The 24,397-nt window shown below is 66.1% G+C and carries 18 protein-coding genes; 6 read left to right on the top strand and 12 right to left on the bottom strand.

The features are described 5' to 3' along the window. Positions 1-37: 37 nt before the first annotated feature. Both BTO20_RS08910 and BTO20_RS08905 read right to left on the bottom strand, forming a co-directional pair. Positions 38-586 carry a YceI family protein gene (locus tag BTO20_RS08910; protein ID WP_064947418.1) on the bottom strand — a complete coding sequence of 183 codons (549 nt, stop codon included), beginning with the start codon at positions 584-586 and terminating at the stop codon, positions 38-40. A 513-nt stretch (positions 587-1,099) separates the two neighbouring features. Next, complete coding sequence (locus BTO20_RS08905) at positions 1,100-3,670, bottom strand: bifunctional FO biosynthesis protein CofGH (RefSeq protein ID WP_087075113.1); 2,571 nt, start codon at positions 3,668-3,670, stop codon at positions 1,100-1,102. Positions 3,671-3,918: 248 nt separating this feature from the next. Between BTO20_RS08905 and BTO20_RS08900 the strand changes: the two genes are divergently transcribed. Together BTO20_RS08900 and BTO20_RS08895 are read left to right on the top strand one after the other, a co-directional pair. After that, complete coding sequence (locus tag BTO20_RS08900) at positions 3,919-4,839, top strand: hypothetical protein (RefSeq protein WP_157680171.1); 921 nt, start codon at positions 3,919-3,921, stop codon at positions 4,837-4,839. Next, positions 4,833-5,201 (top strand): hypothetical protein, encoded by a 369-nt coding sequence (locus BTO20_RS08895; RefSeq protein WP_087075109.1) that lies wholly within the window; start codon positions 4,833-4,835, stop codon positions 5,199-5,201. The genes BTO20_RS08900 and BTO20_RS08895 overlap by 7 nt, the downstream gene beginning before the upstream one ends. Position 5,202: 1 nt before the next feature. On the opposite strand, the gene BTO20_RS08890 is transcribed toward BTO20_RS08895, so the two are convergent. Beyond that, positions 5,203-5,652: a hypothetical protein gene (locus BTO20_RS08890; protein WP_087075107.1), complete on the bottom strand. Its 450-nt coding sequence runs from the start codon at positions 5,650-5,652 to the stop codon at positions 5,203-5,205. A gap of 120 nt (positions 5,653-5,772) precedes the next feature. Further along, on the bottom strand, positions 5,773-6,639 hold the full coding sequence (gene mshB / locus BTO20_RS08885; RefSeq protein WP_087081834.1) for an N-acetyl-1-D-myo-inositol-2-amino-2-deoxy-alpha-D-glucopyranoside deacetylase: 867 nt from the start codon (positions 6,637-6,639) through the stop codon (positions 5,773-5,775). An 86-nt stretch (positions 6,640-6,725) separates the two neighbouring features. Between mshB and BTO20_RS08880 the strand changes: the two genes are divergently transcribed. From BTO20_RS08880 to BTO20_RS08870, 3 genes are all read left to right on the top strand, one after another. Next, positions 6,726-7,961, top strand: coding sequence for a chloride channel protein (locus tag BTO20_RS08880; protein ID WP_087075105.1), 1,236 nt, complete (start codon positions 6,726-6,728; stop codon positions 7,959-7,961). Between the two features lie 525 nt (positions 7,962-8,486). Beyond that, positions 8,487-9,749 carry a hypothetical protein gene (locus tag BTO20_RS08875; protein WP_087075103.1) on the top strand — a complete coding sequence of 421 codons (1,263 nt, stop codon included), beginning with the start codon at positions 8,487-8,489 and terminating at the stop codon, positions 9,747-9,749. Between the two features lie 352 nt (positions 9,750-10,101). Continuing rightward, positions 10,102-11,076, top strand: a complete 975-nt coding sequence (locus BTO20_RS08870) for a hypothetical protein (protein WP_087075101.1) — start codon at positions 10,102-10,104, stop codon at positions 11,074-11,076. Positions 11,077-11,131: 55 nt separating this feature from the next. Here BTO20_RS08870 and BTO20_RS08865 read toward each other — a convergent pair whose 3' ends face one another. Beyond that, on the bottom strand, positions 11,132-12,976 hold the full coding sequence (locus tag BTO20_RS08865) for an ABC transporter family substrate-binding protein (protein ID WP_087075099.1): 1,845 nt from the start codon (positions 12,974-12,976) through the stop codon (positions 11,132-11,134). Between the two features lie 216 nt (positions 12,977-13,192). Continuing rightward, a complete protein-coding gene (gene typA / locus BTO20_RS08860; RefSeq protein ID WP_087075097.1) occupies positions 13,193-15,106 on the bottom strand; it encodes a translational GTPase TypA in 1,914 nt (637 codons plus the stop codon). Between the two features lie 388 nt (positions 15,107-15,494). On the opposite strand from typA, the gene BTO20_RS08850 reads away from it, so the two are divergent. Continuing rightward, on the top strand, positions 15,495-15,758 hold the full coding sequence (locus BTO20_RS08850) for a hypothetical protein (RefSeq protein ID WP_087075093.1): 264 nt from the start codon (positions 15,495-15,497) through the stop codon (positions 15,756-15,758). Here the strand turns inward: BTO20_RS08850 and BTO20_RS08845 are convergent. The 6 genes from BTO20_RS08845 to BTO20_RS08820 form a co-directional block, all read right to left on the bottom strand. Further along, positions 15,755-16,219 (bottom strand): pyridoxamine 5'-phosphate oxidase family protein, encoded by a 465-nt coding sequence (locus BTO20_RS08845; protein ID WP_087075091.1) that lies wholly within the window; start codon positions 16,217-16,219, stop codon positions 15,755-15,757. The two genes, BTO20_RS08850 and BTO20_RS08845, sit on opposite strands and share 4 nt — an antisense overlap. A 148-nt stretch (positions 16,220-16,367) precedes the next feature. After that, positions 16,368-17,096: a respiratory nitrate reductase subunit gamma gene (gene narI, locus BTO20_RS08840; protein ID WP_087075089.1), complete on the bottom strand. Its 729-nt coding sequence runs from the start codon at positions 17,094-17,096 to the stop codon at positions 16,368-16,370. A 1-nt stretch (position 17,097) separates the two neighbouring features. Continuing rightward, positions 17,098-17,742 (bottom strand): nitrate reductase molybdenum cofactor assembly chaperone, encoded by a 645-nt coding sequence (gene narJ, locus BTO20_RS08835; RefSeq protein ID WP_087075086.1) that lies wholly within the window; start codon positions 17,740-17,742, stop codon positions 17,098-17,100. A 5-nt stretch (positions 17,743-17,747) separates the two neighbouring features. Next, on the bottom strand, positions 17,748-19,391 hold the full coding sequence (narH, locus tag BTO20_RS08830; protein WP_087075083.1) for a nitrate reductase subunit beta: 1,644 nt from the start codon (positions 19,389-19,391) through the stop codon (positions 17,748-17,750). After that, positions 19,388-23,068, bottom strand: a complete 3,681-nt coding sequence (locus BTO20_RS08825) for a nitrate reductase subunit alpha (RefSeq protein WP_198344304.1) — start codon at positions 23,066-23,068, stop codon at positions 19,388-19,390. The genes narH and BTO20_RS08825 overlap by 4 nt, the downstream gene beginning before the upstream one ends. Continuing rightward, complete coding sequence (locus BTO20_RS08820) at positions 23,065-24,282, bottom strand: nitrate/nitrite transporter (protein ID WP_087075081.1); 1,218 nt, start codon at positions 24,280-24,282, stop codon at positions 23,065-23,067. The genes BTO20_RS08825 and BTO20_RS08820 overlap by 4 nt, the downstream gene beginning before the upstream one ends. Positions 24,283-24,397 lie beyond the last annotated feature (115 nt).

Below are 24,397 nucleotides of genomic sequence, written 5' to 3'. Positions count from 1 at the left end.
CGCTCGCGCGCCACGCCGGTGATCGGTGCGGAGAGAATCAGGCCTGCTTGAGCGCCTCGATCTCGAGGGTGATGGTCACCTTGTCGCCGACGACGGTGCCACCGGTCTCCAGCGGCAGCTCGATGTCGATGCCGAAGTCCTTGCGGTTCAACACGACCGAGGCCTCGAAGCCGGCTACCGGCCCCTGGCCCATACCGGGGTTGACGCCGTTGTACTCGAGCTTCAGCGAGACGGGCTTGGTGACTCCCTTGAGGGTGAAGTCGCCGTCGACGACATAGTCGTCACCGTCGCGCCGAACCCCGGTCGACGCGAACGTGGCCGTCGGGTGGTTCTCGGCGTCGAAGAAGTCGGCGGACCGCACGTGCGCGTCGCGCTGCTCGTTGCGCGTGTTGATCGAGTTGACGTCGATGGTGGCGGTCACCGACGGCGTGCCGTCCTCGGCGACGACGATCGCGCCGCTGAAGGTCTCAAAGCTGCCGCGAACCTTGCTCACCATCAGATGCCGGACAGAGAAGTTGATCGAAGAATGCACCGGGTCGATGGCCCAGGTGCCGGCGGTCAGATCAGTGGCGGTTGCAGCGGTCATGATGTCTCCTTGGTCGGGAATGCCGGTCGTTCCGGCGCCTTCGTCAGACATAACCGGACTACGGTCCGCATGCATTCCCATGTTCGCGAAAAAGTTTTCCGGGTTGCTTCCCCTGGCATGGCATGGCATGGCATGGCATGGCATGGCATGGCATGGCATGGCACCGCGAGCGTGCGTGTTTGTCCCTCGACACACCGCAAAATCCCAGCATTCTGTGCACGCTCGGCGGGCATGAGCGTGCGGAATCATCGGATGCGCCCGGTTACGTCAGATCATGTGAGGACCGTCAGCACGTCGCACGACCGTCACGACGTTGCACGACCGTCACGACGCCGCACGACGGGCACGGCGCCACGACGACGCCATGCGGAGGCCACACCTCAGCCCGCCCCCCATGCACCCTCGGCAAGCGCGAGCGTGCGCCCGATGCTGACGCAGAGCGGCGTGTCGGCCAGCAAACTCCCCTGCAAGCGGGAGGGGCCCCCAGCACGCTCGCGGTGCAGAGAAACCAGATCAGGCAGCGAGCGGTGAGTAGTCGGTGGTGCGTTGACGCGCGGGACGACCGATGCCCTCGGCGATGGCGACCAGTTCCTCGACAGTCTTGGCCGAGCCGTTCTCCGAACCGGCCATGCGGGAGATGGTCTCCTCCATCAGCGTGCCACCGAGATCGTTGGCGCCACCGCGCAGCATCACCTGGGTACGCTCGACGCCGAGCTTGACCCACGACGTCTGAATGTGGGAGATCCTGCCGTGCAACATGATCCGGGCCAACGCATGCACCGCCCGGTTGTCGCGGTGGGTCGGTCCCGGTCGCGCGCCACCGGCCAGATACAGCGGTGAGGACTGATGAACAAACGGCAGCGGGACGAACTCGGTGAAGCCGCCGGTACGGTCCTGGATGCCGCGCAGCACGTTGAGGTGCCCAACCCAGTGCTTGGGGGTGTCAACGTGGCCGTACATCATCGTCGACGACGAGCGCAGCCCCACCTCATGCGCCGTGGTCACCACATCGATCCACTCAGAGGTGGGCAGCTTGCCCTTGGTCAGCACCCACCGCACTTCGTCATCGAGGATCTCGGCAGCCGTGCCGGGAATGGTGTCCAGACCGGCCTCACGCAGGCTGATCAGCCACTCCCGCACCGACAACCCGCTACGGGTCACGCCGTTGGCGATCTCCATCGGGCTGAACGCATGCACGTGCATCGACGGCACGCGCGCCTTGACCGCCCGCACCAGATCCGCATACCCCGTGACGGGCAGTTCCGGATCGATGCCGCCCTGCATGCAGACCTCGGTGGCACCAGCGACGTGCGCCTCCCAGGCCCGGTCGGCGACCTCGTCGGTCGACAACGAGTACGCGTCGGCGTCGCCCTTGCGTTGCGCGAACGCGCAGAACCGGCAGCCGGTGTAGCAGATGTTGGTGAAGTTGATGTTGCGGTTGACGACGAACGTCACGTCCTCGCCGACGGTGTCGCGCCGAAGCGAATCAGCCAGGGCGGCAACAGCTTCCAATGCCGGGCCGTCGGCAGTGGCCAACGCGAGGTACTCGTCGTCGCTGCAGCCGCCCGGATCGCGTTCCGCAGACCGCAAGGCGGCCAGCACATCGGTGTCGATGCGCTCCGGCGCCCGGGCGGCCAGCTCGGAGATCTTCTCCCGGATCGACTCCCAATCGCCGAACGCGCTGTCCAGGTCACTACGAGTCTCGGTGCGCCGCCCCTCCACATCGATCGCACTGTGCAAATCAATGCGCCCCAAGGACTCCGACGCCTCATCCGGCTCCTGCCACGGCATGCCCACCGGGTTGACGTCGCGGGCCAGCCCGGTATCGGGATCGGCCAGCGCATCAACATGCCCACGCACCCGCGGATCGATCCACGCCGCCCCGGCCTGCACATAGGCCGGCTGCGCGGTCAGCCGCTGGACCAGGTCGTAGCCCGCTTCCGCGGTGACCTCAGCGAGATCGTCGAGCGCGGGCCACGGCCGCTCGGGATTGACGTGATCGGGGGTCAGAGGTGACACCCCGCCCCAGTCGTCGACACCGGCTCCGATCAGCGCCAGGCACTCATCCCGGGACACCAGGTTCGGCGGTGCCTGGATGCGCATCTTCGGGCCGAGCACCAGACGCGTCACGGCGATGGTGGCCAGGAAATCCTCGACGCCTGCGTCGGGGGTTGACGCCATAGCGGTGTGGTCCTTGGCCCGGAAGTTCTGCACGATCACTTCCTGAACGTGACCGAATTCCTTGTGCGACTTGCGGATCGCATGCATGGTCTCGGCACGCTCGGTGAGCGTCTCACCGATACCGACCAGCAGGCCCGTGGTGAACGGGATGGACAGCCGGCCCGCGTCGTCGAGGGTGCGCAGCCGCACCGCCGGATCCTTGTCGGGGCTGCCATAGTGCGCCAGCCCCTTGGTTTCGAAGAGCCGTCGCGATGTGGTCTCCAGCATCATCCCCATGGACGGGGCGACCGGCTTGAGCCGTGAGAGCTCCGACCAACTCATCACCCCGGGGTTAAGGTGCGGCAGCAGCCCGGTCTCTTCCAGAACCCTGATGGCCATTGCCCGCACGTAGTCCAGCGTGGAGTCGTAGCCTCGCTCGTCGAGCCACTGGCGGGCTTCGTCCCACCGCGCCTCGGGGCGATCACCGAGAGTGAAAAGTGCTTCCTTGCAGCCCAGTTCGGCCCCGCGTCGGGCGACGTCGAGGATTTCGTCGGGCTCCATGTACATACCCATGCCCTGTGCCCGGAGTTTTCCCGGCACGGTGACAAAAGTGCAGTAATGGCACGTGTCGCGGCACAGATGCGTGACCGGGATGAAGACCTTGCGCGAGTAGCTGACCGGCAGCCGGCCGGTGGCGCCGCGCCGGCCCGCCGAGACCAGGCCCGCATCGCGAACTCGTGCGGCGCTCGCACACAGATCAGCCAGATCGTCACCGCGGGCCGTCATCGCGATGGCCGCCTCGTCAACGTTGAGCGCGACGCCGTCGCGCGCGCGACGCAGCACGCGTCTCAACGCGGCGGCGTTGACGGTCGGTGGGACCACCGGGCTGGGCAGATCGGCGCCATGCTGGGGGTTCAGAGCCACTCCCGTGTAACCCCCGTGATGTCGTCGATCATCCACGCGTCTCACATTCTGAAACCTTGGCGCCTGCCATAGAGGTCACAGTAGTACCGACGGCCGGCGCGGTGCGTTCCCGCTACCACGCAAAGTACCGTCGCCCGCCGCTGCGACACGCCCGCGCGGTACGACACGCGGTTATTCCGGATGTTTATTGACGCGGTGCGCGATAGGTTTAGGGCCGGGTTGGGGCTGTGAACTTCCAGGGAGCTTTCATGACTGTATCTGTGCGCTCGTATCTCATCGCCGGAGCAGCCGCGGCTACCGCCACGACGATCGCGCTGACCCCGGTTCAGGTGACGCCCGCAGATATCGCAGTTCCGGCCCATCCGACATCCACTCAACCGCAGCTGACGCAGGCCATGGTCGAACTGCTGGCCGCAGCGAGCCGCATGACCGCCGCCGTTCCCGCCCCGCCGAAGCCGGCACCGGTCCCGGGCAGTGGGCCGACGACGGGAGCCGCGCCGGCCCTGGCGACGCCCAATGCGGTGGTGACCCCGCAGAACGCTGCCAGCGATTTCGTCACCTCGGCGTACCAGTACATCCAGTCGTGGGTCGACTGGGGCGTGAACTACGGCGTCGACATCGCCTACTGGCTGGGCGGCTGGGGCGTACCGTTCGCCGGCTTGATCGGTGCGCAGACCGACATCTTCTACTACCAACTGATCAGGCCGATATCCGACAGCGTCGTGTACAACCTCATCGATCCGGTCCTCAATGCGCCGTTGAATCTCGGGGTCTGGGCCAACGGCATCGTCGATGTCGGCTGGAGTATCGCCGCAGCAGCCTGGAACACCGTCGTCGCGGAAGCGAACTACTTCCTCGGTTGGGTGTTGCCGCCTTTGCCACCCCTGCCGCCGGGTCTTCCGTTCGCCGCGACCGCACAGACGACGTCCCTGGCAGCGACGACACCGACGCAGACACTGTCGACGACGCTCGCCGGTGTGGGTGAAACGCTGGCCAACGCGTTCAAGGGCCTCACCGAGGGGGTCTCGCTGCTCAACGTCGCGGATGTGAAAGCCAAACCCGCCGTCGACGTCACCGACACGACCGGCGTCACCGGCGAGCTGAAGAACCCGGTGCAGACCGTCGTCACCGACATGAGGACGCCGCTTCCGGGGCTGCCGACGTGGTGAAGGACGCGGCGGAGAACGTCACCGACGCGCTTCCCGGCACGACCACCACGACTCAGACCGACGAGGTCACCACGGTCCCCAAGTCGGTGCAGCAGTCGCTGCAGTCGCAGAAGCCCGCAACCACCGACAAGTCCATCAGCACGTCACGACAGACACGCATCAACGACGTCCGCGACGGCGTTCGCAACGCCACGGCCGACCTCAAGGCCAACGTGCAGAAGGCGACCGACGGCCTGCGTAACGCAGTGAAGGGCGCAGGCAAGACCTCCGCTGGCACCAAGACCACCGCTGATACCAAGACCAAGGTGAAGAAGACCGACAAGCCGTCGAAGGACACATCGGACAACTCGGCCGGCGACTAGGTCAGCGGGTCAGCCGTCGGCGCAGCAGCAGCGCCGGCGGCAGCGCCCCGACCACCATGAACAGCAGCGCGCTGTAGGCCATGATGCCGTGGCCGGTGAAGATCACGTCCCCGCCCGGGCCTCCGAGTGTCATCACCGCGACAGTCGCCAACCACGTCAGCAACGGCAGCGCCGCGAGCCGAAACGACGGTGTACATTGCATGGCGGCCCAGACCAGGGCGGCGTTGAGTGCGCCGCTGAGTAATGCGCTGATGGGAAACGGCACGACGCCGAGGTAGGACGGCAGGAAAAGCCCACCGAGGACAGCCGAGATGACGCCGTCGACGGCGAGCAGGGCAAGGACGATGCGGTCGAAGACCGGACGGGATGCGGACGCGTCGTCGACGCGCGGTCTGAGCGCGGTCAGGTCGGGATGCTGTCGAGCAACGCGACCATCGAACCGACCACCCACTGGAAGTTGTCCGCCCGGTCCTGCCAGTGCTGCAGGTTCGGATCCAGATCGGGGTCCATGGGTTTCCCTTCGCCGCTGACTAATGCCGGATTTTTCGGAGCTTACCCCGCGTGGGCGACCCTATTCCAGAACCAACCCGGCGAGGAGATCGGTTTCCCAGCCACGGGAATCGCGCGGCCCGGCGTCGCCCGAGACCAGCAGATAGTGCTCCTCCCCCATGATCGGCAGGGCGATGTTGTTCGAGAGTGCACACGCGCGGCCGTCGGGAGCGACGGTGACCTGGGTGGCGTGGGCCTGCATCGCGGCGATCTTGGCGGGCAGGTGTGCGGTGGCGTCGACGACGGCGTCGATGCGGTCGTCGGGATAGCCGAACGGCACATCCTTGATGTCGACCCTGATCCAGCCCTCGGGCAATTCGGACAGCCCGCGCAAACCGGAACCCATCGCGCTGGTCGCCGTCACCGTCCAGTAGAACTTCGGCACCGCCCAGCCGTTCTCGGCAGCGGCGGTGACCGCGGCCGTGGTGACCCGGTGGGTCTGGATGTGATCGGGGTGGCCGTAGCCCCCCTCGGGGTCGTAGGTGATGACGACGTGTGGGCGCATCTCGGATATGACGGCGGCGAGCTCGCCGATGGCCTCGTCCATGTCGGCGTCGACCCAACGCTGCCGTCCCTGGGCATGGTGGGTGCCCATACCGGAATCGCGCCAACGGCCCGGACCGCCCAGGTAGTGCGGTGCACCGAGGCCGAGAGCGCCCAGCGCACGCGTCAGTTCACTGATGCGGTAACCGCCGAGCTGATCGGCGTGGTCCACCGACAACAAGGCGTACTGGTCGCCGATCACCTCGCCTTCTTCGCCCAAGGTGCACGTGACGACGCGGACGTCCGCGCCTTGCGCGACGTAGTGGGCGATTGTGGCGCCGGTAGTGAGGGTTTCGTCGTCCGGGTGGGCATGGACGAACAGCAGGCGGGGCGTTTCGTTGGGCATCGCCCGCGACAGTAGTCCGGTCGCCACCGGATGGGCCACACTCACTCGGCTCTCATGACGACGCCGCTTCCCCTACATTCACCAGGGTGAATCGGCGGAACCTCGAGTTCGGTTGCGGCATCGTTGTGGTCGGGTTGGTGGCCGGGGTCGCCGGCGTGGCGACGACGCTGCTGTTGCATGCCGTCGAGCATCTGACGTATCACTACTCGTTCGGCTCGCTGTTGGAGGGCGTCACCGGTGCCAGCCCGGTACGACGCGCAGTCGGACCGATGATCGGCGGCGCGCTGGCCGGCCTCGGCTGGTGGATGCTGCGCCGCCGGGTCGAAGTGCCCGGGTTGTCGGCGACGATCGCCAACCATCGGCCCCTACCGCGGCTGCCGCTGACACTCGATGCTGGCCTGCAGGTGTTTCTCGTCGGCTCCGGCGCGTCACTCGGGCGCGAAGGGGCCCCACGTCAATTCGCCGCCGTGCTGGGCGATCTCGGGACGTCGCGATGGGCGTTGACGCCACGTGACCGCGAGATCCTGCTGGCGTGCGCCGCGGGCGCGGGCCTCGCAGCGGTCTACAGCGTGCCGGTGGGCGGCGCACTGTTCGCGGTCCGCATCATGCTCAAGACGTGGCATCCGCGGGCGGTCGGCGCCGCGTTGATCACGTCCAGCCTGGCTGTCGCCGTCGCCAGTCCGGTCACTCACGCTGCGGCGCCCCTTGACTGGCCCAACCCTCAACTGTCTTATCTGCTCACCGGTTTCGCGTTGCTCCTGGCGCCGTTGAGCTTCGGAGTCGGGCTGGCCTTCAACCGGATCATGGACCTGGCCCGCCCAGCCAAGACCCCGACGTCATGGTTGTTGATCCCGGCGATCGCCGCGGCGGGGCTGCTGATCGGGATCTGTTCGATCCACTGGCCCGAACTTCCCGGCAACGGCAAGAGCATCCTCACGGTCAGCCTCGACAGCGGCATGACGCTGACTGCCGCAGCGATGATCTTCCTGCTCAAGCCGATCATCACCGCGGTCTTTCTGCGGGCCGGAGCGGTCGGCGGCATGCTCACACCCGCGCTGGCGACCGGATCGGCACTGGGATCGATTGTGGCGCTGTCGATCAACACCTGGACCGAGCACCCCGTCAGTGTCGCGGCCGTGTCGTTGACGTGTGCGGCGGGCGTACTGGCCATCACGCAGCGCGCACCGGTCTGGGCGGCACTGTTCGTCTGGGAACTGGCCCGGCCACCGTGGTGGGTGTTGTTGCCGTTCCTTGTCGCGGCCACCGCCGCACACGGACTGCGGGTACTGAGCGAACGACGAAACACGGCGCAGGCCAAGTAATTCCGTCGCCACATGCGGTTTCGGCCCGGTCCGCCAAAAGTGGCGGGCGCCGACAACTGGTTGCGACAGGAACCACCCAGCAAACTCTCTCGGGATGCGGTCGCCAGCCCTACTCGCAGGCGTGCACCTGCGCCGATACCCGCAGCCGAACTAGATAGAGAACCTTCGCAACCGAAGACGGTCCGCTCCTGGTCCGCAAAGTACCTTTTCGCGCCGCATCGGTGGAAATCCGCAGCACCCGGCTCCGATACGGGTTTTTGGGTTAACAGACTGCAGACGCTGACAGTTGTTTGCGAAACATGAATACTTCGATGCAATGTTTTGCGGCACCACATTATGGCAAATGGTGTACAAGAGGCTTTCGCCGACGTCAAAAAACCGTATGAGCAGCTAGTTTCGTGCGCAGCTCCGGTCAGTAGCCAGTGATTTTCTGATGAATGCAAACTTTTCAAAAGCGGTGATTCATTAACTTACTCTCAGGTAGTTTTTGCCTCGCCGGGGGTACATCGAGGGTAAGGAGAACCTATGCAAGTCGCTGCACGGTCAAATACCGCACGGTCATATCTGGCCGCGGGCGTGGCACTGGTGGGCGCAGGCGCCATCGCGGTCAGTCCCGTCGCGCCACCGCTGCCGGACGTCCACGTGCCGGCGGTCTCGACGGCATCGGTGAACCTCTCCGCGGCCGTCGACCCGTTCGAGGCGTACGTCCAGCTAATCGCCAACACCGTCGACAATGTCGGGACACTGGTCAGCACGGAAATCGCCGACCCGTTCCCGATCCTGCGCCAGGTCATCGCCAACCAGATCACCAGCGGCCAGGGCATTTTCGCCGGACTGCAGAGCGCGGGCGAGGCGCTCGGCCAGCAGCTGGACCCGTCGAACCCCGACGGCATCCCGGCCCAGCTTCAGCTCGCGTTCACCCAGCTCCTCGCCGGTGACGTCAACGGCGCGGTGGGTACCGCGTGGGCAGCGCTGCTCAGCCCGGTGTTGTACGCGGGCCTACCACTGCTGGAGCCGATCACCAACGCCGTCAAGCAGCCTGTGCAGAATCTGCTCAACGTCATCAATGATCCACTCGCGGTGCTCCTTCCGGTGTTGGGCGCGCTCAACACCGTCTATCCCGCGGTGCTGGTGAGCGGCAACGTCGGTCAGAACATGGTCGACGCGATCAAGGCGGGTGACCCGCTCGGCTTCGTCAACGCGGTACTCGCCGGACCTGCCCAGATCACCGATGCGTTCCTCAACGGAGCCGAGGACGCCGGCGGGGGCGGGCTGCTCGGACCGAGCCTCGGACTGCTATCCGCGCTGCGGCAGGCCCGTGATGCCATCGCCAACGACATCACGCCGCCCGCGGCATTGACCGCGGCAGTGGCTCAGTTGAGCACCGCGCCCAAGGCTCCGGCCAAGGTCGTCACGCTCGATGTCGCACCGGCCCCGACAGAGCAGACCGATACGGCGCCAACGGAATCCACCTCATCGGAATCTGCAGCCGCGGGGTCTGCAGTGACCGATTCGTCGGCCGCAGCCCCGGCCGGCGACAGTGCCAAGACCACGTCCTCCGGCAAGGCAGCCAGCACCACCAAGCCGACCCGCGCCAACCGGCTCAAACAGACCCAGGACGGGGTCAAGGGCGCCGTGAAGAACATCACCGACGGGCTCAAGAAGGCCGGTGAAGGCTTGACCGGCAAGAAGAGCACCGCTCCCAAGAGCGGTAGCCAAAGCAGTTCGACGGGTTCCGGCGAGGGCGGCAACTCGTCGGGCGGTTCGGGTTCGCACAACGCAGCCTGACCGTCACCCATCGGGTGGGCCTTCTCGTCACGACGAGGGGGCCCACCCTCAGCTTTGGCATCTAGTTATGTGAATGCTACTAGTCGGTAACAGCAATCTATTTTGACGCTTACGTCATTGTTGTTTGTGTCGAATGTCCTGACCATCTGCGATCTTTCACCTTGCTAAAAGTTGTCATCGCAACTAGAGCAGATACGCGAGGACCTATACTGAAACACGTTTCAGTCACCTGCGAGTACCTTCCTGAACGCTGGCTGTGAGCGGTGCAGCGAGTCATCGCCCAGAAGCCGGCGACGATGAAAGGGATCACATGCAATTGGCTGTTCGATCGTATTTGGCCGCTGGAATTGCGATGGTGGGAGCAGGCGTCATCGCCACCACCGCGATCAATCCACCGCCCGACATGCACATCAATGACGTGCGGCTCGCGGCCGCCGTGGAAAACCCTGCCGATGTCTTCGCGCCGGTCTTCGAGTTCACCGAACAGGTCGCTGCGGGGCTCATCGCCGCCGAGATCGCCGACCCTGCACCCGTTCTCACACAATTCATCGCCAATCAGATCGCAACGGCCACCGCGACCGGCGCCATCGCCATCAACGGCGTCACCACCGTTGCCGCCATCGCCACCGGTCTGCCGGAGGGAATCACCGCGGCGGCAGCAGCCGTTGCAGCAGGCAATCCCGGCCAAGCGCCGATCGAGATCCTCAACGCCGTCGGCATACCCGCGATTCAGTTCCTCACGGAGTCGATTCCTCAGGCGGAGTGGATACTTCAGCGACCGCTCGCGGTGGCCCAGGCGTTGGTCCCGGTCGCCCTGGAGAGCACATCGCTGCCGATCTACCTTGGCATCAGCTACGTGAAACCGCTCGTGGACACGGCTGTCGTGGCCGTGCGGGATGTGGCGGACGCTGCGTCGACGGGCGATCCGGCCAACGCCATCAACGCCATTCAGCACGGCGTCAAAGATGTCGCGATGCGGACCATAGACCTGGCGAATGCCACTGCATCAGTCGTCGACAGTACCCGTCAGGTCATCAAGACCGCTCTGCAGACCCAGCCGCTGCAGGCCTACGCCGGCGGCACCAACACCGTTGCCGCACAGTCCCTGTCGACAGACCCGTCGCGCTCCAGCCTGCGCTCGGTCTTCGGGGCCGGCAACAAAGCCCGTCCAGGCCAGGTGTCCGCGAGTATCGCCGACACCGACGGGCCGCAAGCGTCGTCATCGCAACCGGTCAAGACCGAGCGGCTACGGGCCAAGCCACTCAAATCCCTTGTCGGCAAAGTCAAGTCCGGTCTCGCCAAGGTGACCGCTGCGGCCGAGCAGTAACCCCGGACGCCGAGTGTGGGCCTTGCAGTAGCCCGCACTCGGCCACCCTGGAGCCTTACTTCGTTTTCATCCAGCTGCCGGCATCGCCCACGATGCCGACGGGCACCGCGCCGGACAAGCTGACGTTCTGCACACTCGGGCCCGCGGCCACGATCGTGGTGTCTTGCAGAATCGGCAATACCGTCGACATGTTCCACAACCGGGGTTCCACGGCCTGGATCACGTCGGCGATGTTCTCGCTACCGTCCAGTGCCGCATCGATTTTCGGCTGGATACTGCGATCACAGATACCGGTGATGTTGCTGGGGGCCTGCACCAGATCGCTGGAGCCCGGCGCCGGGAGCGTGGGCGGCGGTGTTGCGGTGGTCGCAGTGACCGGCGGCGGTGGGGGCGTCGTCTTCGACGACGGCGACGACGATGGCGCCGGCGGTCCGGGCACCGCCGTGGACACCGAGGTCGCCTCCAGGGCGCGGCACCCGTACCGCGAGGCGAGCGAGGTCGCCAGGTCTCCCCCGGCCTGATGCCAACCGACGATCGCGTCGACGCGATTGTTGGTCGAGGCGTCACCGTAGAGCGCCACGGGATCCAGAGCCAACACCGAGGCTTCGATACCGACATTGCGCAACTGGTCCGCGGCGGTATTGGCCACCGCGACCGACGTCGGGTCGTTCGAGGCGACACCGAGCACCAGGGACAACGGCACGCCGTCCTTGGTGATGCGCTGACGACCGTTGTCCGGCACCGGATTTCCCGGCGTCGAGGCTGCGGCGGGCTCGATCTGATAGCCCGCACCCCGCAGCAGCTCCAGCGCGGCGTCACGGCCCATGGCCGGTGGTGCGGTCGGCACGTACCCGGGATCCGACGGCGAGCGGACCTGGGCCTGCGCGAGGGTGACGGTGTTGTCGTCACCGGCCCCGACGGAGGCCAGCAGATCGACGTCGATGAGGCTCAGAATGGCCTTGCGCACCTGGGTGTCGGCGAGCTTCGGCTGCTGCGCGCGCAGCGAGAGCTGCAGCACCCGAGGCGTGACGATCCGCGCCGTGCGCACATCCGGGATAGCACTGAGCTGGGCGAAAGTGGCTGCGCCACCGTGTACTTGGGCCACCTGGGTGTCGCCGTTACGAATCGAGTCGGCCAGCGCCGCAGGGGCACCGCCACGGCGGAACAACACCAGGTCGGGCTTGGCGGGCACGCTCCAGAATCGGTCGTTGCGGGCCAGGAGGATCTCGTCGCGTTGCGGGTCGATGCTCTCCACCCGGAACTGTCCCCCGGTGACCGGCATGGCGCGGGCCAGCCCGGCGCCGAATCCGCCCGGCACGTCCTTGACGATGTGGGCGGGCAGGATGTCGTTGAACAGCTCGCGCCAGGCCGGATACGGCTGGGAGAAGGTCACCACGACCTGCTTGCCACCGTCGACCGACTGGACTCCGGTGATCAGGTCGTAGCCGGCCGGGTCGACGACACCGGGCTGCCCGACCATCTGCCGCCACAGATACCAATAGTCATCCGCGGCGATGGGCGCGTTGTCGGTCCACTGCGCCTCGGGCTTGATCTTGTAGGTGACCGTGAACGGGCTTTGGCTCGTCACATCTGCCGACTCCAGCAGTGTCGTGTCGAGCTCCCACCGCGAACCGGTCGGCGACTTGGGGTCCGGCACCGGCCGGAACGAGCTGGGCAGCACCAGCGCGGCGATCGCGGCGTTCACGGGTGACTGATCCGACAGCAAATGAGGGTTGAAGCCGGGGCCGATCGAGTCGATCGCCATGATCACCTGCATCGCCTTGGCCGGTGGCGGTGGCGTGACCTGTGTGGTTTCGGTGCTCTGCGGCGCGGGCGGCGGGCTGACCGTACAGGCGCTGAGCAGCAGAGACGGTACCGAGACGAGCACGCCGATGGTCATTCGGGCACGGCGAGAAGGTGTCGGCACGCCACTCAGGGTATCGACCGCCCCCGCGGCCGCAGCGTTGCGCACGGCACGAGAAGCTCCCCGAGGTTTGCGCACGTTCCTCCCCCAAGACCGGTAAGGGCCGTCAAGTAGCCGTCTTCCGCCGAGTGGCCACCTGTCACACGCCACACCCGAAAAACGCGTGCAGAACTGGCCACTCGGCGCCAACAGTCAGGCCTTGGAACCCTGCTCCTGCTTGGCGCGCGCCTTGGCCCGGGCCCGCAGGCTCGCCGTGAGCTCGACCTTGCGCACCCGCACGATCTCCGGTGTCACCTCGACACACTCGTCGGCCGCGCAGAACTCCATCGCCTGCTCCAGGTCCAGGACCAACGGCCGGGCCAGGGTCTCCATCACATCGGCGGTGGACGACCGCATGTTGGTGAGCTTCTTCTCCCGGGTGATGTTGATGTCGAGATCCTCGGCGCGCGGATTGATCCCCACGACCTGGCCCTCGTAGGTGTCCTCGCCCGGTTCGACGAAGAACTGCCCGCGGTCGGACAGCTGGATCATCGCGAACGGGGTGATCGAGCCGCTGCGGTCGCTGACCAGCGAGCCGGTGTGCCGGGCCCGGATCTCGCCGGCCCACGGCCGGTAGCCGTCGAACACCGCGTTGGCGATGCCGGTGCCGCGGGTCTCGGTGAGGAAGTCGGTCCGGAAGCCGATCAGGCCACGGCTGGGGACGATGAAGTCCATCCGGACCCATCCCGCGGCGTGGTTGGTCATCTCTTCCATGCGGCCCTTGCGGGCGGCCATCAGCTGGGTGATGGCGCCGACGAACTCTTCCGGACAGTCGATGGTCAGCGCCTCGTACGGTTCGTGCAGCTTGCCGTCGACGTTCTTGGTCACCACCTGGGGCTTGCCGACGGTCAGCTCGAACCCTTCACGGCGCATCTGCTCGACGAGGATGGCCAGCGCCAGCTCACCACGACCCTGCACCTCCCAGGCGTCGGGCCGGCCGATGTCGACGACCCGGATCGAGACGTTGCCGACCAGCTCCTGGTCGAGGCGGTTCTTCACCATCCGGGCGGTCAGCTTGTGCCCGGACACCCGGCCTGCCAGCGGTGACGTGTTGGTGCCGATGGTCACCGAGATCGCAGGTTCGTCGACGGTGATCCGCGGCAGGGCATGCGCGTGGTCCGGGTCGGCAAGCGTGTCACCGATCATGATCTCCGGGATGCCCGCCACCGCGACGATGTCACCGGCCACGGCCTCCTCGGTCGGGTTGCGGTCCACTCCCTCGGTGGCCAGCAGCTCGGTGATCTTGGCGCTGGTGATCACCGGTGATCCGTCGACCTCACGCATCCAGGCCACCTGCTGGCCCTTTTTGAGCCGACCGTTGTAGATGCGGATCAGCGCGAGCCGGCCCAGGAACGCCGACGCGTCAAGGTTGGTGACCAGCGCCTGCAGGGGCGCCTCCGGGTCGCCCGAAGGCGGCGGGATGTGCTCCATCAGCACGTCGAACAGCGGGTCGAGGTTCTCCCCGTCGGGGTTCTCGCCGTCGGCGGGCTGCGTCGTCGACGCGATGCCGGCCCGGCCCGACGCGTACAGCGTGGGCAGGTCAAGGGCTTTCTCGGCGGATGCCTGGGCTTCCTCGTCGAGGTCGGAGGCGACGTCGAGCAGCAGGTCGTGGCTCTCCTCGACGACGGCGGAGATCCGGGCGTCGGGACGGTCGGTCTTGTTGACCACCAGGATCACCGGCAGATGCGCGGACAGCGCCTTGCGCAGCACGAAGCGGGTCTGCGGCAGCGGCCCTTCCGAGGCGTCGACCAGCAGGACCACGCCGTCCACCATGGACAGGCCGCGCTCCACCTCGCCGCCGAAGTCGGCGTGCCCCGGGGTGTCGATGACGTTGATCACCGTCATGGTGCCGTCCGGGTGGTGCCGGTGCACCGCGGTGTTCTTGGCCAGGATCGTGATGCCTTTTTCTTTCTCCAGGTCACCGGAGTCCATCAGGCGTTCAACGGCGTCGTCGCCGCGGTGCGTCAAGGCACCCGACTGCCGCAGCATCGCGTCGACTAGGGTCGTCTTGCCGTGGTCGACGTGAGCGACGATGGCGACGTTTCTGAAACTGGGCCGTGAATCCACACCGCAGATTCTCGCAGTTCGGCCGGTCGATCACGAAAACGAGAGAGCCCCGTCACTATCTGCGCACGCGAGGAGCGATCGGTCTTCTGCGCACGCGAGGAGCAATCGATCTTCTGCGCACGCGAGGAGCAATCGATCTTGTGCGCACGCGAGGAGCGATCAGATTGAAGTCCGCCAAGATCGCGGAACTGAAGCCCAAGAAGAAGTGCTGTCGAAGCAAGCCGCGGTGCAAACGCTGCCCCCTGGTCCTACACAAGGTCCGCAAGGCCGAGCACGCCGGATTGCGCGGTAAAGAACTGGACAAGGTCTTCAGAAGAGCCAGGAAAGCGTAAGCAACGCGAGCTACCTTTGAGGTATCCCCACGGGATCGTGATCGGAGGTACCCGTCATGGAGATCTACGAAGTGCTCACCATCGCACTGATCATGGTGCTGGCGGCAGGGACAACAGTTGCCATCTATCTGGGATTGGCGAACTGGGTCGGCGCTTGCTACGTCGTCCGATGCAGTGAATGCCATCACCTGACCTTCGCATCGGTGAATCAGCCGCAATCGTCCTGTGCACACTGCCGGCACCCGATGATCCTGCACCCGCTGTACACCACGCAGCACCCCGGAATGGTGCGGGTGGTCGGCGACCACCTGCGCTACTAGACCCTGCTCTGTTGGGGATCGCGACCGGCCGGCACGCCCTGGTAGTGCGGCACGGCGCGACTGCGGAACTGCCGCCCGGTCACCTTCTCGGTGGCGATCCGGACGAAATGCTCACGTCGACCCTCAACCCATGGCTGCACGAAAGTCCCGGCGACCTCCACGAGTTCATCCACATCGGTGATCGGCTCGGCATGGCCGACGACGGTCACGCTCCAGCCGGTGTGAATGTCGGCGTCAAGGTCGTCGGCTTCGAACGCCACCACCTGGTGATGGGTGGCGGCGGTCAGTTTGGCTCCCCCGGCCACCCGGATCACCACCTGATCGCGCCACATCCGGTAGTTGACCGGCTGCACAGCGGGCAGGGCGTCCTCGGTGAACACCAGCCGGCCCACCCGCGGGCCCTGCAGCAGATCCAGGCACTGTCGACGGGTCAGGACATCAAGTTCGGATCCCTTGGTCATGCTGATCAACCTCCTTGTACGAGTTCGAGAGTTCCCACGGGCGTGGACCGCCACTGCCCGGCGCTGATGGCAGCCAGCCTCCATGCGACTACTGTGCGCCTGCAGCCACCGGCTCGGACAGTGCCGAAAGTCCCTAGTTCCCTTTGGGTCACCAACCGCGGCGGTGCGGCTGCGAGCCGACCAGTTCACTCTTGGCTGCGACATCGCGGCTGCGGTAGACGATGTAGGGCCGGAACAGGTACCCGATCGGGGCGCTGAACACGTGCACCAACCGCGTGAACGGCCACAGGCAGAACAGCACCAGGGCGATCATGACGTGAACATGAAAATGCACCGGTGCCTGCACCATCAGATCGCCGCGCGGTTGCAGGATCCAGATCGAGCGGAACCACGGGGATACGGTTTCGCGGTAGTCGTGCTCGGTGCCCGCCGGCGTCGCCCCGATGAAGGTGCAGGCGCAGCCCGCGACGATCGCCGAGACCAATACGAGGTACATGATCTTGTCGTTGCCGGTGGTGGCCATGAACACCGGCCCGGTGGACCGCCGCCGGTAGATCAGCAGCGCGATGCCGACAAGCGTGGCGATGCCCGCGACGCCGCCCAGGACGACGGCCTGCAGGTGATAGGCATGCTCACCGAGAATCGCGTTCATCCACGACTTGGGGATCACCAGGCCCACGATGTGCCCGACGATCACCACGAGGATGCCGAAGTGGAACATCGGGCTCGCGATCCGCAGCAGCCGAGACTCATAGAGCTGCGACGACCGCGTCGTCCAACCGAACTTGTCGTAGCGGTAACGCCACCAGGTGCCGATGCCGACGATCGCCAACGTCACGTACGGCACCACGTCCCAGAAGATCTCCCACCCTGCCACCTCAGACCCCTCCCTGAACTCTGCGCGGCGGAACCGTCAGTTGAAACGGTTGCAAACCAACGGCTTCCGCGGGCGGCCCAGCCTGCAGCAGTCGCGCTGTCTGCCCGGGTACGACCGGCGGCAGCGTCGCGCACACCGCGCCGACCGCGGGCGCGTACATCGACGCCCGATCGCTGAGCGCCTGCCGCAGGACATCGATCGGACCCCGGTGCTCGGCGAGCAGCCGCCGTCCCGCGCGGTGGTCCACGGTCGCGGCGAACTCCAGCACCACCGGAAGATGGTCGGGTGCTTCGCCTTTCGGGGGAACGGCACCGGCAGCCCGGTAAGCGTCGGCGAAGGCCAGCATCTGCACGCCGCGGTTGCGCGTGTCCCCTGCCGTCCAGTACGTCAGCAGCAGGGTGCAGTTCTTGCGCATGTCGAACGTCTCGACATACTCGGCCGCGACGGCCATCTCGTCGCGTCCGCGCAATTCCGCGAGGGTGTATGCCAGCGCGTCGGCGACGGCCACCGTGATGTGGCCGAGCAACGCATCGACGGTTTCCAGACGCCGGCGGTGTTCGTGGTCGGGGTAGGCAAGCAACAACGAGGCGCACTGCCACACCAGGCGATCCTGTAAGGCGTCGTCACCGCGGTGACGCAATCTCATATGGCTCACCGCCCGCCGGGGAACATGCCTGCGGGTACGCCGCGGCCGTCCCAGTTGAGCAGGTTCACCCGCGACGGATGCTCGGCATTGGCAGCCATGCCCGTTCCGATCTGTCTCTGTTGCAGGGCATGGAAGGTCTCCACCGCGACGGGCACCGGGCCGCCGCTGGCCTCACCGAACGGGCCCGACGCGTACATGCCCGGACCTCCGTCGAAGGACAGCGAGCAGCCGGGTTCCTCCAGATCGCCGGCGTCGGAGCCGTATGCGGTCGGGATGACGTAGCGCTCTTCGTATTTCGCGAGGGCGAGCAGCCGGTACATCTCATAGATCTGCTCTTCGGTCATTCCCACCGCTTCGGCGATGTGCGGCTGGGTCTGACGGCCCAGATTGATATCGCGCATATAGGACCGCATGGCCGCCAGACGGCGCAGCACGCCCTCGACCACGCCGGTGTCCCCGGCGGTGAACAGCCCGGCGAGATATTCGATCGGGATCCGCAGCGCCTCCAGGGCCCCGAACAGATTCCCGAGCTCCTCCCCGTCGTGTCCGTCGCGGCTGACCGCGTCGACCACCGGGGACAGCGGCGGGACGTACCACACGATCGGCACCGTCCGGAATTCCGGATGCAGCGGCAGCGCAACGCCGTAGGTGTTGATGAGCTTGTACACCGGTGACCGCTGGGCGGCCTCGATCCATTCGTCGGAGATGCCGGAGGACCGGGCCCCGGCGATCACCTCGGGGTCGGTCGGATCGAGCAGGATCTGCCGGTGCGCCTCGTAGAGGTCCTTGTCGTCCGGCACCGACGCTGCCGCGAGCACGCGGTCGACGTCGTAGAGCACCAGGCCCAGATAGCGCAACCGGCCCACACAGGTTTCCGAGCACACCGTGGGCAGCCCGACCTCGATACGCGGGTAGCACAGCGTGCACTTCTCGGCTTTTCCGGTCTTGTGGTTGAAATACACCTTCTTGTAAGGACATCCGGAAACACACATGCGCCAGCCACGGCAACGGTCCTGGTCGACCAGCACGATGCCGTCCTCGGACCGCTTGTACATCGCCCCCGACGGGCATGACGCGACGCAGGCCGGGTTGAGGCAGTGCTCACAGATCCGGGGCAGGTAGAACATGAACGTCTGCTCGAGTTCGAGCTTGACCTGCTCGCTGACCTGTTTGAGAATCGGGTCACCGGGCACGATCTCCGGTGATCCGGCCAGATCGTCGTCCCAGTTCGCCGACCACGACACCTTCATCGGCTTGCCGGTGATCAGGCTGCGCGGCGGCGCGGTGGGAATGTGTTCACCGAGCGGTGCCGAGGTCAAGTTTTCGTAGTCGTAGGTCCACGGCTCGTAATAGTCCTCGATGGACGGCAATTTGGGGTTGGCGAAGATCCGGGACAACTTCGCCAGCCGGCCGCCGTCGCGCAACCGCAGCCGACCTCGGCGGTCCAGTCGCCAACCCCCTCGCCAGCGCTCCTGATCCTCGTAGGTGCGCGGATAGCCCTGGCCCGGGCGGGTTTCGACGTTGTTGAACCAGACGTACTCGGTGCCGGCCCGGTTGGTCCAGGCCTGTTTGCAGGTCACCGAACAGGTTTGGCAGCCGATGCACTTGTCGAGGTTCATCACCATCGCCATCTGCGCCATGACCTTCACTGGTATCGCACCTCCTGCGACCGACGCCGCACGACGGTCACCTCGTCGCGCTGATTTCCGGTGGGGCCGAGATAGTTCCACGCGAACGCATGTTGGGCATACCCGCCGGCGAGATGACTCGGCTTGACCAGCAGCCTGGTCAGCGAGTTGTGGATGCCACCCCGGGTTCCGGTGGTCTCGGTCAGCGGTACGTCGATGGTGCGTTCCTGCGCGTGGTAGACGTACACGACACCTTCGGGCATCCGGTGACTCACCACCGCACGGCACACCACAACCCCGTTGCGGTTGACCGCTTCGATCCAATCATTGTCCCGTACCTCGATTTTCGCGGCGTCCGACGGACTCATCCACATGGTGGGGCCGCCACGCGACAGCGACAGCATGAAGAGGTTGTCCTGATACTCCGAGTGGATCGACCACTTGGAGTGCGGAGTCAGATAACGCACCGTGAGGCCGATGCCGTCACTGCCGAGCCGCGGCTCACCGAACAGTCGCGACATGTCCAGCGGGGGCCGGTAGGTCGGCAACTGCTCACCGAGTTCCTCCAGCCAGTCGTGATCGACGTAGAAGTGCATGCGGCCGGTGAGCGTGTGGAAGGGCTTGAGCTCTTCGATGTTCACCGTGAACGGCGCGTACCGGCGCCCGCCGGTCTCACTGCCCGACCACTCCGGGCTGGTGATCACCGGGACCGGCCGGGCCTGGGTGTCGGCATAGGTGATCCGGCGTTCCTCGCTGCCTTCGGCCAGATGCACCAGCCCGCGGCCGGTGCGCTTCTCCAGTTCCTTGAAGCCTGCCACGGCCAGCCGACCGTTCGAGGTGCCTGACAGGGCGAGGATGACGTCGGCCATCCGTTCGGCCGAGGTGATCGCCGGACGGCCTTGGGCCACACCGGAATCCATCACACCGAACTTGCCTGCTAGTTCCCGGACCTCCTGGTCGGGGTGCGTGGTGACGCCCTTGGTGGTCAACCCCAGGGTGTCGACGAGCGGCCCGAGGGTGGACCACTTCTCGGCGACCGCGGCATAGTCGCGCTCCACCACGACCAGCGGGCCCATGGTCTTGCCCGGCACGGGCGTCTCACCGGTACCACGCCAGTCATGCTCGACACCACCGGGATACGCCATCGCCCCCGGGGTGTCGTGCTGCAACGTACCCATCACCACATCGGTGCGGGTGCCCAGGTGTTTGGCGGCAAGGGCACTGAACATCCGGGCGATCGCACCGAATGCTTCATAGTCCGAACGGGTTTCCCACGGTGGGTCCACGGCGGGGCTGAACGCGTGGAGGTAGGGATGCATGTCGGTGCTGGACAGGTCGGCCTTCTCGTACCACGTCGCGGCCGGGAGCACCACGTCGGACAACAGCGTCGTGGACGTCATCCGGAAGTCGATCGACATCAGCAGGTCGAGCTTGCCCTCGGGAATGTCCTCGGTCCACGCCACGTCGCTGGGCCGCAACGCTTCGGCCGTCGGCTCGGCCTGCACGTTCGACGTCGTGCCCAGCAGGTGGCGCAGGAAATACTCGTTGCCCTTGCTCGACGAGCCCAGCAGGTTGGCCCGCCAGATGTTGAGTACCCGAGGCCAGTTCGCCGGGTCGTCCGGATCGGTGACAGCGAGTTTCAGCGCACCGGTGGCCAGCTGTTCGGCCACATACTGCGGCACCTCCTGGCCGGCGGCCTTGGCCTCGTCGGCGACATCGAGTGAGGACCGGTCGAACTGCGGGAAGAACGGTGTCCATCCCATGGCCACCGCGGAGGTCAGTACGTCCATGGTGTGCTTGTCCCGGAAGCGGCCCCGGCCTACCGGGCTGGCCAGCGCGTCGGCACGGTATCCGTCGTAGCGCCACTGGTCGGTGTGGACGTACCAATATGACGTGCCTGCCATCTGCCGCGGTGGGCGTGTCCAGTCGGTGCCCATCGCCATGGCGGCCCAACCGGTGACCGGGCGGCATTTCTCCTGGCCGACGTAATGCGCCCAGCCGCCTCCGTTGCGGCCCATCGCCCCCGTCAGCAACAGCAGGGCCAGCACCGCCCGGTAGGTCGCGTCGCCGTGAAACCACTGGCAGATACCGGCCCCCATGATGATCATGGACCGGCCGCCGGATTCCTCGGCGTTGCGGGCGAACTCGCGGGCCACTCGAATCGCCTGCGCGGCACTGACTCCGGTGATCTCCTCCTGCCAGGCCGGGGTGTAGGGCCGGGTGGCATCCGCGTAGCCGGAGGGCCAGTCGCCGGGCAGTCCGGGCCGAGCCACGCCGTACTGTGCGAGCATCAGGTCGAACACCGTACACACCAGGTGGTCCCCGACGCGGCGTACCGGTACGCCGCGCTGCATGGTCGCACCGCTGCCGTCGACGGTATCGAACCGCGGCAAGGTGATCTTGGCGACCTCACCGGCTTCTTCGGCCACCGTGAGTGCCGGGGCGAGGCCTTCGAGGTCGAGGTTCCATTTGCCGAGGCCGTCGTTGCCGTAGCGGAATCCCAACGAGCCCTGGGGAACCGCGACACCGTTGCTGGCACCGTCGAGTAGCACCGGTTTGAACGAGGCATTCTCCACGTCGTAGCCCAGATCCGCCGCGGTGAGGTTCTTGGCGGGCACCAGCCTGCCGTCGCGTTGCTCGAGCTTGACCAGGAACGGCAGGTCTGTGAATTGCCGAACGTAGTCGACAAAGAACGGAACCCGGTGCTTGACAAAGCATTCCGACAGGATGACGTGTCCCATGGCCATGGCGAGGGCGCCATCGGTGCCTGCCGCGCACGGCATCCACTCGTCGGCGAACTTCGTGTTGTCGGCGTAGTCGGGACTGACCGTGACGACCTTGGTTCCGCGGTAGCGGACCTCGGCCATCCAATGCGCGTCGGGCGTTCGGGTGACCGGGACGTTCGAGCCCCACATCATCAGATATGTTGCATCCCACCAGTCTCCGGATTCCGGTACATCGGTCTGATCACCGAACACCTGCGGTGAGGCCACGGGCAGGTCGGCGTACCAGTCGTAGAACGATGTCATCACGCCGCCGAGCAGCTCGATGAACCGCGACCCGGCAGCGAAGGACACCATCGACATGGCCGGGATCGGTGAGAACCCGACGACGCGGTCGGGACCGTAGGTCTTGATGGTGTGCACGTGCGCGGCGGCGATCATCTCGGTCGCCTCCGACCAGCTCACGCGGACCAGGCCGCCCTTGCCGCGGGCCTGTTGGTACCTGCGCCTGCGATCCGGGTCGTGCTGGATGTCGGCCCACGCCAGCACCGGATCCCCCAGGCGCGCTTTGGCTTCCCGGTACATCTCGACCAGTACGCCGCGCGCGTACGGGTACCGCACGCGGGTCGGCGAATAGGTGTACCAGGAGAACGCCGCGCCGCGGGGACAGCCGCGCGGTTCATATTCGGGCCGATCCGGGCCGACGGACGGATAGTCGGTCTCCTGTGTTTCCCACGTGATGATCCCGTCCTTGACGTAGATCTTCCATGAACACGAACCGGTGCAATTCACCCCATGGGTCGAGCGCACCACCTTGTCGTGGCTCCACCGGTCGCGGTAGAACACGTCGCCCTCGCGGCCGCCCTGGCGGGTGACAGTGCGCAGATCATCGGAAAATTCGCCCGGGGTGAAGAACCGGCCACTGCGTTCGAGCAGTTCCTCGACCGGGCCGCCGATGTGCGGTGTTCGCGTCACCCAGGTTCTCCGATCGAATCGCGTTCGTGGACATGGAGCCGCGTCGCCGTGAACACCAGCGCGATCAGCGCGGTCGCCACCAACAGCAACAGCCCGACGGTGTAGTCGTTGTCGACGGCGTCGTACGTCGCACCCATCACCAACGGCGGGAAGTAGCCGCCCAAACCACCTGCGGCCGCCACGATTCCGGTCACCGAGCCGACCGTGCCTGCCGGGGCACGGTGCGACACCCATGCGAACACACCACCGGTTCCGATGCCCAGGAAGATCGCGAGCGTGATGAACGTCGCCGCCGACCACACGTCCGGGGGTGGCTGGAACACCGCCACCAGCGCCAGCAACGCGGTGCCCGCGAAGGATGCGACCACAACGAACTTGGGCGGTATGCGGTCCGACAGGGCCCCGCCGATCGGACGGGCCAACACCGCCGCCAACGCGAAACCTGCAGTGCGGGCACCGGCGTCGACGGCCGAGAAGCCGTAGATCGTCTTGATGTAGGTGGGCAGGTAGTTGCTGAAGGCGACGAAACCGCCGAACACCACCGCATAGAGGAACGACATCTCCCACGTCACCGGTAGCCGCAGTGCGGCACGCAACTTCGGCAGCACAGGATCTGTATTCGGTTGGAACCTCGGCGCGTTGTGCATCAGCACCAGGCACAGCGCTGCCGTCAACGCCAAGGCCACCGCCACGATGGCGTGCGTGGCGAACAGTCCGAACCAGCTCACGAACCGCGGGGTGAAGAACGCCGACAATGCGGTCCCGACCATACCCATACCGAAGACACCGGTGGCGAATCCGCGGCGGGCCGGGTCATACCAGTTGTTGGCGAACGGAATTCCCACCGCGAAGATGGTTCCCGCGATACCGAGGAAGAATCCGCACACCAGGAGCAACGGATACGAGCCTGCCGCGCCCGCGGCTCCGACGGCCAGCACCGGCACGATCGACGCCAGCGTGACCGAGATGAACATGGTCCGGCCACCGAATCGGTCGGTCAGCGAACCGATCACGATGCGGCCCAGGGAGCCGACCAGAATCGGCGTGGCCACCAGCAACGAAGCCTCGGTACTGCTCAGCCGCATGTCATGGGCGTAGGTGGTGGACAGCGGGCCGATCATGTTCCAGGCCCAGAAGTTGATCGCCGAAACCCACGTGGCCAGCGCCAGATTCACACCCGGTGCCGTGCCATTCACTGTCGCCGCGGAGGTCATGTCAGCGACACGCCGTGCACGGCCGGACTGACCGGTGCGGAACTCCCCTGGGCACCAGCTGTTGTCAGTTGAGGCATCGATGACCCTCTGATCGGCGTGACATCGTCAGAATCAC

Source organism: Mycobacterium dioxanotrophicus (assembly GCF_002157835.1).
Lineage (GTDB): Bacteria > Actinomycetota > Actinomycetes > Mycobacteriales > Mycobacteriaceae > Mycobacterium > Mycobacterium dioxanotrophicus.
This window is presented reverse-complemented; position numbering and strand designations above follow the sequence as displayed.

Coding starts and splice junctions, on each gene's coding strand:
- BTO20_RS08910 (WP_064947418.1), bottom strand. CDS start 586: ATGACCGCTGCAACCGCCACTGATCTGACCGCCGGCACCTGGGCCATC.
- BTO20_RS08900 (WP_157680171.1), top strand. CDS start 3,919: ATGACTGTATCTGTGCGCTCGTATCTCATCGCCGGAGCAGCCGCGGCT.
- mshB (WP_087081834.1), bottom strand. CDS start 6,639: ATGCCCAACGAAACGCCCCGCCTGCTGTTCGTCCATGCCCACCCGGAC.
- BTO20_RS08875 (WP_087075103.1), top strand. CDS start 8,487: ATGCAAGTCGCTGCACGGTCAAATACCGCACGGTCATATCTGGCCGCG.
- BTO20_RS08870 (WP_087075101.1), top strand. CDS start 10,102: ATGGTGGGAGCAGGCGTCATCGCCACCACCGCGATCAATCCACCGCCC.
- BTO20_RS08865 (WP_087075099.1), bottom strand. CDS start 12,976: ATGACCATCGGCGTGCTCGTCTCGGTACCGTCTCTGCTGCTCAGCGCC.
- BTO20_RS08850 (WP_087075093.1), top strand. CDS start 15,495: ATGGAGATCTACGAAGTGCTCACCATCGCACTGATCATGGTGCTGGCG.
- BTO20_RS08845 (WP_087075091.1), bottom strand. CDS start 16,219: ATGACCAAGGGATCCGAACTTGATGTCCTGACCCGTCGACAGTGCCTG.
- narJ (WP_087075086.1), bottom strand. CDS start 17,742: ATGAGATTGCGTCACCGCGGTGACGACGCCTTACAGGATCGCCTGGTG.
- BTO20_RS08820 (WP_087075081.1), bottom strand. CDS start 24,282: ATGACCTCCGCGGCGACAGTGAATGGCACGGCACCGGGTGTGAATCTG.